Raw genomic sequence first — 14,554 nt, 5'->3', positions numbered from 1 at the left:
TTCTTTATATTAAAGAGATATAATAGACCTTGTATTTATATATTATTATGATATAATGTATTCATTTTCATATTTGATATTTCTCATATGTAATTAAAATAAATAAAATTTGATGGGGTATTATTTACTGAATGTTGAATTATTTATCTTGTATTCATGTATATTTAAGTAATTGAGAAACAAATCTAAATATCTTTATAAACTCTATTTTTTCAATGAAAAATGATTTTATTCATTATAGTTACTCAGAGGATAAATCTATAGGATTAATGATTATTTATAAGTCTTAAATAATTATTGATTAATAAAAATAATTATTTTATCCTAATTATAAATACTTATATAGAAAATATTAACAACTTAATTTTGCTATATAAAAAGATTGTAGTTAATTTTTTACGGGGGTGAAGAAAATATATGAATATTATAGATCACGCAGAAAAATTTAAAATGCCAATTACTGTTTCCGCGCGAGTTATTTATCAGTTGGGGGAAGAGTTGATTTCTGATGAATTTGTTGCATTACGTGAATTAATAAAAAATTCTTATGATGCAGATTGTAGAAGAGTTAATGTTAACGTGGATACAAAAGTTGAAACGAAGCATGGACGAGGTAGGATTACTATTAGCGATAATGGAAATGGAATGGTACCATCGATAATTCAAAATGCTTTTCTTAGGATATCCAGTAATTTTAAGAAAATAGAGAAATTTTCCCCCTATTTTAAACGAAGAACTCTAGGGAATAAGGGGCTTGGTCGATTATCAATTCAACGGTTAGGCCATCACATGACTATGTATACGTCGCCGAGGATAGATAGAATATCGGAATTAGTAACTGAGAAAGATATTGAAATATATGAACGATATAACGAATACAAGGTGGAGATAAACTGGTTAGATTTTAAAGATGATAAAAAAAATCTTGATTTATCTAATATTAATGCTTCCGTTGAATATAAAAATAACCCGAATGTCAAGCAAGGTACGGTGCTAATTATAGAGGGTATAAGAAATATAGATTTTTGGAAATTGGATAGGAGAATGCAAACTAAAATTAAAAGTGAAATATTTGGTATGGTTAATCCATTTATACAAAATAAAAAACAAAGATTTAACATAAATTTGGAGATTGACGATGAAAAGATTTCTAATAGTGGAATAGACGAAGAGTTATTATCACTGGCTAGTGATGTAGAAGTAGAATTTTCTTTAAAAGATTGGATATTAAGTATAGAAATTATAAATAAAAAAAGATATATTGAGCGTTTAAAGGAATCTACGATTAATCAAATGAAGAATGATGGATTTGAAGACCACAAGGTTTTGAAAACTTATAAAGAGAAGAAAATTATAGGGAATATTAATTTGTTGTCTAATTTTAAAGAAAAATACCCTTACTTAGCAGAAATTAAATTTCAAACTTATTATAATACAAAGCTAAATAAAAAAATATCGGCATACCCTGGAGATTTTTATGGGAGATTATATGTATCGGATAAATCAGCTGGGGCCTTAAACGATCATAAAGAAATATTAAATGAACATGCGTATCCTTTTAGTACCATAAAAGAAATTAGGTCAGTACTTGATGCTGCTAATGGTGTTTACCTATTTAAAAATGATTTTAGAATCCCTCCGTATGGTCCGGATTTAGATTGGCTAAAATTTGGGCATCGTTCTCAAAGGATGAAAGCTAATATATATAAGCCACATACAGTTTCTGGTTATATTGATTTAGATAGTCTCACTAGTGATGGTTTACAGGAACAGACAAATCGCCAGGGATTAATTGAAGATGAATATGGTGCAAACTTCTTTAAAATTGTAGAAGGAATGGTTGCTGAGTTTGTAGTCCGAGAAGATATGAAACTAAGAGAAGGGTTTAATATTTTACCTTTTGATAAAAGTGCCAATGAGATAAAGACACGTGATCAAAATATAATTGCTAAACGTGCCAAAATTAATTTGAAAGAAAAAAAAGAATTAATAAGCTCTTTAGAAAATGAAGCAGATAATTTTAGAGATTTATCTAATCCTAAGTCTATTGATTCTTATGAAAAAATTTCTCAGAGCCTTAAAATTTTGAAAGATAGTGTAATAAAAGAAGATGATTTCAATAAACAAGAAAAATTTAGATATCAACAAGAAATTGCTCAGTTAAAATCATTAGTGGGTTTAGCTGGACAAGGAATTATAGTTGAATCCCTAACACACGAACTTAATAAAATAGAAAATAGTATAAGTAACTACGCTAGGGATAGTAAGCGAATGCTATCAAATATTGCAAATACAGATACTTTTAATATGAATAAAATAAGTCAATTCCAAGATGGAATACTACATGAAGTTTCTTTTTTACAGATGCAGTTACAGCATCTTGAACCTACATACCGTAAAAATCGGGCTATCTTGACTACGATTCCAATAAAATCTTTATTAATTGATTTGTACCAAAATGATGGACCGATGTCACAAAAAGCGTGGAAATCAAAAATTAAGGTTAATATAAAAGGAGAAGATTTTTCTATAAAGGCAAATAAAGGAATATTAGTAACGATATTTGATAATATTTTCCTTAATTCTCTTTATTGGGTTAATCAAGTTATAGAAGAAGTAAAAATAATTCAATTTGAATTGGATAATTATCGTAACTCTATAATAATATGGGACTCTGGGCCAGGTTTTCACCCAGATATAGTAAAAAAAATATTTGACCCGTACGAGAGTATGAAACCTGATGGACGTGGACTCGGGTTATATATTGTAAAAGAATTAGTCAGATCTTTGAATGGAAATATTGAAATAGTTGAAAAAGAAAAAAATAGCACAGGGAACTATTATAAATTAAGGGTTAGTTTTCAAGGCTTATAAGTAGGGGGAAGAAGGGTGTCACAGTCATCTTTGAAACAAGAACAATCTGGTATTGAAGGCAGCTTTGAATTAGATGTTAATAAATTTAAGAAATGGTTACAGAGATTAGGAATTACACATATTGTATCCATTGATGATGAATGGACTGAAGTTGCAAAAGGTACATATACTGATGCAATTGAAAGTTACTTACAATTAGATGTAGAAGAATTAGCCAGTCAATTCGCAATAGAGGTAAGTGATGAGGAGCTGGATCTTTTAGATGAAAATGAAATAGACACTGTTGAAGATTTAATTGATAAAGAATTACCTAGTAATTTATCAAATTTAAAAGAGAAAATTGAAGAAGTTTTTAGTGTCAAAAAGGTTATTAAACCACTGGAAAATCTAGATAATTTAATAAGTAGTATTTCAAAAGAACTGGGTATTGTATTTAAGAAGGATAGTAAGCCAAATTATGAAGAACTAGTAAAACTAGATGGTAGAATACTATTCTTGATTGATATGAATATGAAAAGTGTAGGTCTTGCTGAGGATTCAGTAATTGATGTTATTAGATTGTTGAAAAAAAATCGAGCAGATTATTTTGATTTAGCGATTGTTTATTCACATGAGGATTTGAATAGATATAAGCAACATGATTCTAAGGTTGCGTACATTAATGACTATTTGAAGAATAATCCAGAGGCTTTAAAAGATGATAGGAAAGAAATTACAGAAGCGCAATATAAATATCTCTTAGCTTATCAGTTATGGGGAATTAATAAAACACCTAGTGAACATCACTTAGTTAAAGAATTATTAGAAACTATTGAAAAAGCGGCATTTGGATATTCTTTACATGATTTTTTAGAATCAAAAGTATTATTTACTCAGAGGGCAGCAACTGAATTAATTAATTTAACAGAAGAAAAGTTCAATGTACTTCTTCAAGATTCGTTTATTGAAGGAGAAAGATTCCTTGATATTTTAAATAGAACTCATGAAAGTATCTATCGAGGAATTGAGTTTGAACAAATAGTAGAAGAAGGCCATAAATATAAAGAAATTATGAAGAATGTAATGAGTGTAGCCAGTGCTAAAGATGAGATGTTAGTAAACAAAATAGGCGATCAGAATGTAATGAAGTTCAATAAAAAAGAAACTTTTGGACGAATAGAAGAAGGCATTCATAGTACGGTTGCAAAGTTTAATTTAGTGGAGTATGGAATTAACGAACTATATGAAAATATAACTACAGGGGATATTTTTAAAATAAAATTGCACGATGTTGCTGAAGAGCAGTATGCAATTTTAATATCTGCTAGCTGTGACTTACCGATAAGGTTTAGTAATAAAATTACAGATAAAATAGAAAGAAAAAAAGAATCAGTTGTTCTTAGTTTCTATAATAGTAAAAGAATTGAAGAAATGGATGATAATGAAAAAAAGGGTATGATTGCTAGTGATAGCTCTATATGGCCAATAATATTAGAGGATGGAAAACCTTATGTATTAAGCGCTACAAATAAAATTTTCACATTGAATGGGAAAATTTTAGATTTATGTACTTTCACTTCTACAGGAGAAGCTATTTTAGAAAAACAAATCTTGAATATGGCAATACCATTTAAAAGTTATCATTCTTTAAAATATTTGACTGAAACAATACATCCATGGATTGATGAAGTAAAAACACTAGAATCTTATTTAGGAAATGCTATAAAAAAAGAAACAATAGAAGATGGTGGAAATGATTTATTGCCGATATTAGCTGGCTTAAAATACAGTATTAAATTGAATTTTGAAGATTCTAAATTTGAAATCAAAAGAATTGGAAGGTTGGAAAAATCGGTGGCTTTGAATGTAGTTCAAAATAATATAACTAATTTAAGTAGAATTGGTTTGGAAAAAACACCGTTAAGATAGTATAGAATTCTTATTTTAGGTACGAATAGTATAACTTACAATAAAAGCCATGGTGTTACAAAAAGAATTGATATATAATTTATAAATGGCCGCATACTTTTTTAAGGTATGCGGCTTCATTATGGATTTGAAATTTATTGTATTTTGAGGTGGAAATTAAGTGAAAGAAAGTAAAAACAAAAAGGAAAAATTAATTTGGGGAGAATTGAATTTAGATTACTCTGGCGAGAATAACTATGCATCATTTCTTTCCTCTACCAGCAATGTACATTCCTATCCAGCAAAAGCTGTGCCCAATATGATATTTGATTTACTTGAAAATATTAGTAATCAATATAAAGTAAATAGTGTATTAGATCCATTTGTAGGAAGTGGTACAACAGCTGTAGAAGCAAAATATATGGGAATAGATTTTTACGGATCTGATTTAAACCCTTTAGCAATTTTATTATCACGTACTAAAGTACTAAATCTCACTAACCCAATTTCTACTATGAAAACTATAAAAGATTTTTTAATGCATTTACAAGATGGATATGATAATGCTGAAAATATAAATATGGTATCATTCCAAAATATAGAATATTGGTTTAAGAAAAAAAATATTAGAGAACTTTCTTATCTGAAGAGTAGTATTAGTGAATTTTTAATTAAAAGAAGCTTAGATATTAGAGAAGAATATGCTCTAATATTATGTACTGCATTTAGTTCTACAATAAGGATGTCCTCTCTGTCTCGAAATAGTGAATTTAAACTTTATCGAATGTCACCTAGTGATATAGAAAAATTTAGTATTAATTCGATTGATATATTTATTAATAATGTGAATAATATTATTAATATGCTAGAGATAACTAGAAATGTATATAAAAATAATGTGCATAGTACTATAGAATTGGATAATGCTAAGCATCTTAAGTTCTTAAAGGATAAAAAAGTAGATTTTATTTTAACATCTCCACCATATGGTGACTCTCGTAGTACAGTGGCATATGGGCAGTTTTCTAGATTATCACTTCAATGGATGTCAGATTTAATGAATGAACATTTAAATATTAAAGTTTACTCGGAAAACTGTGATGAGTACCTATTAGGAGGGAAAAAATCGGAATTTGAAGTAACTGATGATATAATAATTGATAAATCGAAAAATTTAAGAGAATTGGTCTTGAAAATGGATAATGTAATAGATAATGAATTAGCTCAATTGCAAAAAATGAAAAAAAATTTAGTGGAGATTCAAAACACAATATTTGAGGGGAAAGATATTGCGTTAGGGGATATTAGAGCAGATTTACTCGAGCTAATAAGAGAAAGAATTCGATTAAGAAGTTATAGACATTTTAATGGGGAAGCCTCGTATACAATAAAAGAAGTTAGAACTTTTAGTATAGAAGAAACCAATGAATTTTTTGATAAACTTTTCGCCGCTAATAAAAAAAGTAAGTTAGAGGCATTAAATACATTAGAGGAAATTCTTCCTTCTGTAATGGAAACTATAAAAAGAAAAATTAAATCAGTTTCAAGGAGAAAAGAAGAAGTATTAAACTTTTTTAAAGATTTGTATCAAGTAGTTCTTAGGACAAATGAAGTTTTAAGAGATAAAGGAGTACAAGCTTGGATTGTAGGTCATAGAACGGTACTAGGTAAAATAAATATTAACATGATGGAAATTCTAAATGACTGGTTTATAAACATAGGGTACCAAAAAATTACAGATTTAACAAGAGAATATTCATTTAAAAGATTACCATATCATATAAATTCAACAATTAATAGAAATGAACAAATTCAAACAATGATGCAGGAGTATATACTTATTGTACAGAAATAAGTTTTATCTTTATTTTAATTCTTGAGTGAAGTAATTTAAATTTTGATATGAAATTATTCGATTTTATTCTTAATATACAAAAATTATTATGTCACAATGAAAGAAACATTGGTATACAGTGTAATAAGTAAGCCTCTAATGTTAATAATTTATTAGTACAGTAGAGATTTTGAAAGTTAATAACCTGTAGGATTTTCTATGTTGAAAAGCAAATTAGAATCAAATTCAGAGAGTCTGTGACGGCTTTAAAATTAATAAATATAAAATAGAACCCCCTTGACTATCAAGGGGGTTTTCATATGACCCCGGAGAGGCTCGAACTCAAGACCTCCAGCCTATCAAGGTGGAGGCCTTTTAGTTAATTTAGTCTTCCTTTTGTATTAAAAACTCCCAAAACTTCTTTAATTCCTCCTGCTTTTGAGGAGAAGCACTTTTAATAGCTTTAAACCACTGTTCTAATTCTGTATTAGTTACCTCAATATTATCTCTTGTAATGAATCCTATTGCTTCTAATAAGGATTTTGTGCTTATATTCATGGCATTTGATATCTTTTCTATTACTAAAAGTGTGGGTTCTACAGGTTTTCCAGTTCTTGAATCTACACCTTTTTCAAGTTTGTCTATATAAGTATGACTAACATCACATTTTTGAGCAAACTCGCGTAAGGATAGTTTATTTGTTAAACGATAATTTTTTATAATTTCACCAAGAGTTTTCTTCATATATAATCCTCCTAGTACAATTGTAAACAATAATTTACAAAAAGAAACTAAAATAGAGAAAAAACATGTAAAACATTGTTGACGATTAAGTAAACTATGGTTTACAATTGTTTTGTAATCATATGAATACATAAGTGGAGAGGAGTAGAGCAATGAATAAGATAGCTGAATTAAGGAAAGAAAAACTAATATCACAAGAAAAGTTAGCGGCAAAAGTTGGTTTATCGCGCACTTATATTTCTGAGATAGAGAATAATAAAAAACAACCTAACGTTAAGTTAGCTATAAAAATAGCAAAAGTTTTAGGAACAAGCGTGGAATCTATTTTTAGCTCCTCTTGTAAACTATAGTTTACGATGATGGAGGTAGAGAATTTGATTGCCAATATAGCTGTTCCATCATAATTTAGATAGTCCAATTAATAGTAAAAAATACAGAAGAGGAAGTGTTTAATATGAATATGAAAACATTTGAAATGCGTGAAAAACGATTAGCGGAACTACTAGGTGCAAAGGTACTATGGGAATTTATAAGTGCTGTTACAGAAGAAATTGAAAAGCAGGAGTTAGAGTCTACACCAGGTTTATTAGAAGATCTATTCGTACATGTGAAAGAAACCATTCAAATTCAAAATATGAATCAACGCATAACAAAAGCCCCTGTAAAAACAGAGGCTGATGGTATAAATAAAGATACAATATTTATGGAAGCATATGTAGAATTAATCAATCATAAGTTTGTTATTTCTGAATTAGCTGTAGAGCTTTCATCTGTTCTAAAAGAATTAAATTGTTTTGTTCAATCATCTTTGCCACAGCTTCAAAATGAGCTTGATTCTCAAGAACCTCAACCTGCTTCTATTTAAGGAATTTTATTTCTTTATGCTCAAATATGTAATTTCCGGATTGTCGGATTAATTTATTAACTATGCACAACGTATTGTAGAATATGGTTTATTTTAAATTATATATGTGTGATATAATATATAAATTATTTTTGGGGAGGAATTATTTATGAAGTGCAATAAATATAATTGGGTACATTTAAAGAGGGAAAGCGTATCAATGACCCTATAAACTACGTCTACCCTTATTATTGGAGGGTAAAGTGTGAATTCATCTCATTCACATTCAATATTACGCCATAATCAAATTTTATTATGGCTCTGTGTTCTTTCTTTTTTTCAGTGTTTTAAACGAAATGGTTTTGAATGTTTCATTACCTGATATTGCTAGTGATTTTAATAAGGAGCCAGCAAGTATAAACTGGATAAACACAGCGTTCATATTAACTTTTTCTATAGGAACAGCTGTATATGGAAAGTTATCAGATCAGTTAGGCATCAAAAAGCTACTCTTATTTGGAATTATAGTGAATTGCTTTGGATCAGTTATTGGGTTTGTTGGACACTCATTCTTTTCTGTACTTATTTTAGCACGGTTTATTCAGGGAGCTGGCGCAGCTGCATTTCCAGCACTTGTAATGGTTGTTGTTGCGCGTTATATTCCAAAAGAAAATAGCGGTAAAGCATTTGGTCTTATTGGGTCCATTGTAGCAATGGGAGAAGGTGTCGGACCATCTGTTGGTGGAGTAATTGCCGAATATGCTCATTGGTCTTATATACTGCTTTTGCCTGTTGTAACGATTATCACTGTTCCATTTCTTGCAAAATTATTGAAACAGGAAGATGTAATAAAAGGAAGTATTGATGTTAAAGGAATAATATATATGTCCGTAGGTATTGTATTTTTTATAATATTTACGACATCTTATAGAATTTCCTTTCTAGTTGTTAGCATTATATGTTTCTTGATATTTGTTAAACATATTAGGAAAGTGTCTAATCCTTTTGTTAATCCTTCGCTAGGAAAAAATATATCATTTATGATTGGAATCATTTGTGGAGGACTTATATTGGGAACTGTAGCAGGATTTCTTTCTATGGTTCCTTATATGATGAGAGATGTCTACCAATTAAGTACTGCCACAATTGGAAGTGGGATTATTTTTCCTGGAGCAATGAGTGTTATTGTTTTCGGTTATATTGGGGGAGTGCTTGTTGATAAGAAAGGTTCTCTATTTGTATTGGCAACTGGAGTTGCATTTCTTTCTATAAGCTTTTTAGTAGCTGCCCTTTTTATAGAAACAACGCCTTGGGTCACAACAATTATAGTAATTTTTGTTTTTGGCGGGCTTTCTTTTACGAAAACAGTCATCTCTACCATCGTTTCAAGTAGTTTGGAACAAAATGAAAAAGGTGCTGGAATGAGTTTGCTTAATTTTACAAGCTTTTTATCAGAAGGAATGGGTATTGCGATTGTAGGTGGATTATTATCGATACATTTGCTAAATCGAAAATTATTACCTATAAATGCTGATCTGTCCACTCATTTGTATAGTAATTTGCTATTAATTTTTGCAGGAATCACAATTACTAGCTGGTTAGTTACAATGAAAATGTATAAACGCTCAAGAAGAAATATATATAAGAGCCAAAGAAGTCATTTTTAAACGAATTTATTGTTATATTTTTTGGTAGTGAATATCTTACATCAAAAATTATACGATTTTAAGTATAACCTCGTCCTAATTATAGAACGGGGTTATACTTTTTTAAACTTTTAAACATAAATAACTTCATTGTCGCTTTATTATGATATAAATTTGATTGTGGCTTATAAGGTGTAGTCATTGAGCGATGAGAGGGATAATAATATTGCTGTGAACTTGAAGGTGAAGATGGATGATAATACAAGGTCTATCACTCCTTATCTTAATCATATTTTTCTCGATATTTTATTCATCTGTATATTTTTGGATAATTGTCTATGCATAATTGGGTGAATGCCAACTAAAACAGACGGTTTCCTCTTAAAACTCAATACAACAATATATGTATTAGTTACATTGGATGAAATAAGAAACCCAACTTAGATAAGATGGGTTTTTTTAATATGATACAATGCCTACCTGATGCCCAAAGCTCTTTTTGGCTCTAGGAATATCTGTTAGCACCATCCGCAGTAATAGCAACAATCTAAAGGACTACTTCCACCTTTTGCACATTCTTTCATACAAGGATCATTTGAAGGGGAAGGGGTACTATGCGAATCTACGTACATCGTTCCAGGATAGGAATAGGGAGAAAAAGATGGCTGTGGATTATAAGGTACAGTTTGGTTCATGCCATAAGATGTATATGCTGTAGGTCTTGTACATTGTATATACCAAGGTCTTGTTTTATACTGCCAACATATAGGCCGACATTCATATTCGAAACCTGGAGCTCCAGGTGTGCAATCCGCCATACATTGGGCATAGGTATAAGGGACTTTATAACAATACTGACGGTACAAAGACAATCACTCCTTATCTTAATCTTGTTTTCCACAATATTATATTTAGCTGTATACTTTTTGGGAAATTGTCCATGCATAATTGTCTAACATGCATAGCAAAGGTTAAATTTAAAATATGAACAAAGCTACTTTAACGGATCCGGAAACGTTCGTTAATTGAAAGGCGGTGAGAAATTGGGTTTAAGGGACAGATTTTCAAATTTTTTATTTAAACAAGCTGAAAAGCGAGGTTTGTTCGAATATATTTTTAATAATACTGTTCGATATGGTGGTAGATATGCAGGCGATGATAATATCTTGGAATCTAGTGATGTTTATGAATTACTACAAGATATAAGTAATCAAATGATGTTGGCTGAGATTGTTGTGGAAGATAAAGACGGTAAGGAAATTAAAAATGATTCAGTTCTCAAGGTATTAAAGAATCCAAACAATTATCTTACACAGTCTGAATTCATTAAGTTAATGACTAATACCTATTTACTTCAAGGTGAAGTCTTTCCAGGATTGTTGGCTAGATCTTGTCATATTTGAATTACGCGCGTTGCTAATAAACCTAAAACGGTTCCTAATCCTAGTAAAGAAGCCCAAATCCATCCTCATTTATTGTTTTCATTCGCTAAAATCTACAAAGATGTCAGAGTGTTGGGAAACCCCTAAAGGGTTTTCCGACGCTCTGAGAAAAGGACGCTTGTGAGAACGTCCTTTTTTATTCCTTTAGAAGGTAGGTTACCTTGTTTAAAATAACTTCAATTTGCTGTGCATTTTTACTATACATTTCACTTGCCGTTTTTGATTTCGTTTCTAAAGAAAATAGTTCAAGATCAGCATGGCATTTTTTTAAAGATGCTAGTAATAAAGGTTTGTTTTGAGGAGAAGGCATTTGGAGTTTATCATTATAAATGTCGATAGTAAGTTGTCCGTATGAATCAACTTGACCGAGAAAGACATTTTCAATGACAACACCCATTTTTTCTAGTTCAGAATGTAACCAAGCGCGGTTATGCCCACTAGCTGAAAGAGGTTCATCTAATACATTTCCATCCATAATAACAGTTTGTGGTTCCTTTTTATTTGGTACTTTCAAGCCAATATCTTTTGCTGTAAGTGGTTGAGATTCTTTCTTTAATAATACATTTAATCCTCCGCTTGGTTCTAAGACGGCAAATTCTACTTCGGATATACTAAAGGCCCCGTTTCCTCTGAGAAGTTCAAGTAATTCATCACTGGTATACTTTTCTTTCTTTAAATTATCCTCAAGTATTTTGCCATCCTTTATTAAAACTGTAGACTTACCTTCAAAGAAATCTCTCGCGGCTTTGTTTTTTAAGGAAAGAATTCCTACGAAAAAAGGTACCGAAGCGAAAATAAGTATTGCAAAGACGCCATGGAAAAATTTTTGGTCTAGCCCTGTAGATATTTGAGCGGCGATACCACCTATTGTCATTCCAGCTATGTACTCGAAAAAGGAAAGCTGAGAGATTTGCCTTTTTCCTAACCATTTTGTGATAGTAAATAAAACAATTAATATGAATACAGAGCGGAGAATGACAAGTGTCCATTCGGGTAGGTGAGACATGGTAATTTCCTCCAGTTTACTTAAAGCTCTTTATATTAAGGTTCTTCACGTTCTAATACGGAAACTCTATCCTTTAAATCAGCAGTGACGCTGTTCATTTCTAACATACATGACATACACGTTTTACTTCTTCATCTTTTGAATTTAATGAAAGGGAATTTAAGCTTGCTTGAGCGCTTCATAAACTAGTGAGGCATGTTTTTGCCTTTTTACTGGTGCCGTTGGAGGTCCATTGTTATCACTAATTTAAATAAGTCATTTATGTAGTAAATGCCACTATAATTTTGGTAGTTTTTTGCTGCTTTATTAAAGAGGATTGTAACCACCAATCAAAAATGTTTTTTATCCTTATTAACCTAATTAGCTAGAAGAAAATAGAAAATAAGATTACTCAAACATACAAGCACCACTTACAATGATGTTTGTATGTTTGAGTAATTATTTATTGAGGTAACATGTAACCAATTAATGTTCTATTAAGTTGGATAAAGGAATTTCTTGTTCATTCTCTGGTTCATTAAGAGGATAAATTCTGGCTGTTTCATTATTTTCAGTCACATTTTGAATATAAATTGGAACTCCATTATACGTTACATTAGCCATGACTGGTGAAGCGGCAATCTCTTTTGCTCTTTGTTTGTTCATTATAATGACCTCCTTTTGATTTGTAACAGTTATAATATTTACTTCAAACTACTTAAGTATTCTTATTACTCAATAATAAGTAAGCAGGGAGCTAGTTTTAATTACGGTTACTTGACTAATGAAGACAACGGTTAGATTTTGATTTCCTAGTTGGTTACGGGATTAGTTTATATAGAAAGTAAACTTTTTGTTTTAAAATCAGGATGCTTAGCATGAGTATTTTGAAAAGGCAAGTGACCTGGTTACAGTGACAATTTTTAGGGAATAAGAAGTAACTGTATAAATTTCTGAAATGTACCTATAAACAGAAAATACCTCTTGTACCATATCTAATAAAATAAGGTATAAGAGGTTTTTTCTTGTTTTATTCTATTGGATTACCTTATGTTGTTCTACTTTAATTAGGTTCTCTTAAATGTAAGAATCTGCTCTAATCCAATGATAATCTTAACATTAACCTGTTATTGATTATTCTTTTCTTGAATTTCTTCAGAAGGTTCTTCAGTTGGATCTGGCTCATTCTCATCAACGCCATTGCAACCGCACAAGAAACCTACAGATAAAATAGTAGACATGATAGCAAGTAAATATTTTCTTTTCTTCAAGTGATTATTGCTCCTTTCAGAGAAATATTTATGCTATTATCTTCTACTTAAAGAAAAAGAATATGCTAACATTTTTTCCTTTGTATCAAATTAGAATCAAATTCAATTATTAAGGGATTTCCTAGATATTTGTGAGTTTACCGCAAAATGTATTTCAAAGAAGAGTAACTTTAGTAAAAAATGTACAAAATTATGTGCTGTGATTTATCAAAGATATCGTCAGGAATGTTTCAAATCCCAAAAAATTAATTTTCTATATACATTTATAATCCAGGTAACAAAAGAATTAAATAAATATGTAGTATTGCCAATAGCTATACTGGTTAAGATTCCTATGAAGGCACTTCCTATGATATCAAATGGATAATGATGTCCTAGCCAGATACGTGAAAAACCTGTCAAAATTGCTAAGAACCACATGATTGAGCCGAATAAACGTTCACGAAGTAAGACGGAGGTTGCTAAGGCAAATGCTACGACTGTATGTTTACTAGGAAATGAGGAATTATTCTTTGATGGGATAAGTAAACGCACACGATGTATAACAAATGGACGAGGCTTAAAATAAAAGAGCTGGATAAAGCGGTTTATAAATAATGCGAACCCTACTGATACCCCTGCAAATAAAATAATTTTTTTGTAGGAATTGTTTCTAAACCACATTAAGGCTAATAAGAAAATGTACAGGAATCGAGTCTTTTGTGAAATAAATATCATAAATGTATCCAATGTTGAGTTACGACCAGCTAGACGATTGATAGCCTTAAACATCTTATTATTCATGCAGATGCTCTCCTTTATTTTTGAATTGTTATATACATACCATTCCCTCACGAAAGAGAAATATGTAGTGTGCATGTCCTTTCTTATTATTCTACTTCATTTAAATATATAAATAATATATAGTTAAAAATTGAACATGTTTAACTTGATAATGCTCTTCCTACAGGTTATATACATTTTTAGTTTAGTAACAAAAATTTATAGAAAGCACACTCCCTTATATTCTCTTGGCATTATCAACTTG

The 14,554-nt window shown here is 30.2% G+C and carries 11 protein-coding genes and 3 pseudogenes; 8 read left to right on the top strand and 6 right to left on the bottom strand.

The window, feature by feature from the left end:
- Nucleotides 1–417 precede the first annotated feature (417 nt).
- From ACTFRH_RS22030 to ACTFRH_RS22020, 3 genes are all read left to right on the top strand, one after another.
- The gene (locus tag ACTFRH_RS22030; protein ID WP_001021126.1) at nt 418–2,874 is read left to right on the top strand and encodes an ATP-binding protein; all 2,457 of its coding nucleotides are present in this window, start codon (nt 418–420) and stop codon (nt 2,872–2,874) included.
- A 15-nt stretch (nt 2,875–2,889) separates the two neighbouring features.
- Nucleotides 2,890–4,782 (top strand): hypothetical protein, encoded by a 1,893-nt coding sequence (locus ACTFRH_RS22025; RefSeq protein ID WP_440048809.1) that lies wholly within the window; start codon nt 2,890–2,892, stop codon nt 4,780–4,782.
- Nucleotides 4,783–4,942: 160 nt separating this feature from the next.
- Nucleotides 4,943–6,616 (top strand): DNA methyltransferase, encoded by a 1,674-nt coding sequence (locus ACTFRH_RS22020; protein WP_000665058.1) that lies wholly within the window; start codon nt 4,943–4,945, stop codon nt 6,614–6,616.
- Between the two features lie 363 nt (nt 6,617–6,979).
- On the opposite strand, the gene ACTFRH_RS22015 is transcribed toward ACTFRH_RS22020, so the two are convergent.
- Nucleotides 6,980–7,339, bottom strand: coding sequence for a helix-turn-helix domain-containing protein (locus ACTFRH_RS22015; RefSeq protein WP_000751725.1), 360 nt, complete (start codon nt 7,337–7,339; stop codon nt 6,980–6,982).
- A 152-nt stretch (nt 7,340–7,491) separates the two neighbouring features.
- Here ACTFRH_RS22015 and ACTFRH_RS22010 point away from each other — a divergent pair, with 152 nt between their 5' ends.
- The 4 genes and pseudogenes from ACTFRH_RS22010 (at nt 7,492) to tet (ending at nt 9,850) form a co-directional block, all read left to right on the top strand.
- A complete protein-coding gene (locus tag ACTFRH_RS22010; RefSeq protein WP_001033046.1) occupies nt 7,492–7,689 on the top strand; it encodes a helix-turn-helix transcriptional regulator in 198 nt (65 codons plus the stop codon).
- Nucleotides 7,690–7,793: 104 nt separating this feature from the next.
- Nucleotides 7,794–8,204, top strand: a complete 411-nt coding sequence (locus ACTFRH_RS22005) for a hypothetical protein (RefSeq protein ID WP_001056473.1) — start codon at nt 7,794–7,796, stop codon at nt 8,202–8,204.
- 148 nt (nt 8,205–8,352) lie between these two features.
- On the top strand, nt 8,353–8,415 hold the full coding sequence (locus tag ACTFRH_RS22000) for a tetracycline resistance efflux system leader peptide (protein WP_106081929.1): 63 nt from the start codon (nt 8,353–8,355) through the stop codon (nt 8,413–8,415).
- Nucleotides 8,416–8,448: 33 nt separating this feature from the next.
- A pseudogene (tet, locus tag ACTFRH_RS21995) lies at nt 8,449–9,850 on the top strand (Tet(L)/Tet(K)/Tet(45) family tetracycline efflux MFS transporter).
- Nucleotides 9,851–10,347: 497 nt separating this feature from the next.
- Here the strand turns inward: tet and ACTFRH_RS21990 are convergent.
- Nucleotides 10,348–10,695, bottom strand: a complete 348-nt coding sequence (locus ACTFRH_RS21990; protein ID WP_440049326.1) for a hypothetical protein — start codon at nt 10,693–10,695, stop codon at nt 10,348–10,350.
- 177 nt (nt 10,696–10,872) lie between these two features.
- Between ACTFRH_RS21990 and ACTFRH_RS21985 the strand changes: the two are divergent.
- A pseudogene (locus tag ACTFRH_RS21985) lies at nt 10,873–11,229 on the top strand (phage portal protein); the annotation flags it as partial.
- 178 nt (nt 11,230–11,407) lie between these two features.
- Here ACTFRH_RS21985 and ACTFRH_RS21980 read toward each other — a convergent pair.
- The 4 genes and pseudogenes from ACTFRH_RS21980 to ACTFRH_RS21965 form a co-directional block, all read right to left on the bottom strand.
- Nucleotides 11,408–12,277, bottom strand: a complete 870-nt coding sequence (locus ACTFRH_RS21980; protein WP_414835622.1) for a DUF421 domain-containing protein — start codon at nt 12,275–12,277, stop codon at nt 11,408–11,410.
- A 35-nt stretch (nt 12,278–12,312) separates the two neighbouring features.
- Nucleotides 12,313–12,479 (bottom strand): annotated as a pseudogene (locus ACTFRH_RS21975) (DUF1657 domain-containing protein); the annotation flags it as partial.
- A 263-nt stretch (nt 12,480–12,742) separates the two neighbouring features.
- The gene (locus tag ACTFRH_RS21970) at nt 12,743–12,922 is read right to left on the bottom strand and encodes a small acid-soluble spore protein H (protein WP_001041679.1); all 180 of its coding nucleotides are present in this window, start codon (nt 12,920–12,922) and stop codon (nt 12,743–12,745) included.
- An 824-nt stretch (nt 12,923–13,746) separates the two neighbouring features.
- Nucleotides 13,747–14,310 carry an undecaprenyl-diphosphatase gene (locus ACTFRH_RS21965; protein ID WP_001060581.1) on the bottom strand — a complete coding sequence of 188 codons (564 nt, stop codon included), beginning with the start codon at nt 14,308–14,310 and terminating at the stop codon, nt 13,747–13,749.
- Nucleotides 14,311–14,554 lie beyond the last annotated feature (244 nt).

Source organism: Bacillus cereus group sp. MYBK216-1, from assembly GCF_051916495.1.
In the GTDB taxonomy this organism is placed as follows: Bacteria; Bacillota; Bacilli; order Bacillales; family Bacillaceae_G; genus Bacillus_A; species Bacillus_A thuringiensis_K.
This window is presented reverse-complemented; position numbering and strand designations above follow the sequence as displayed.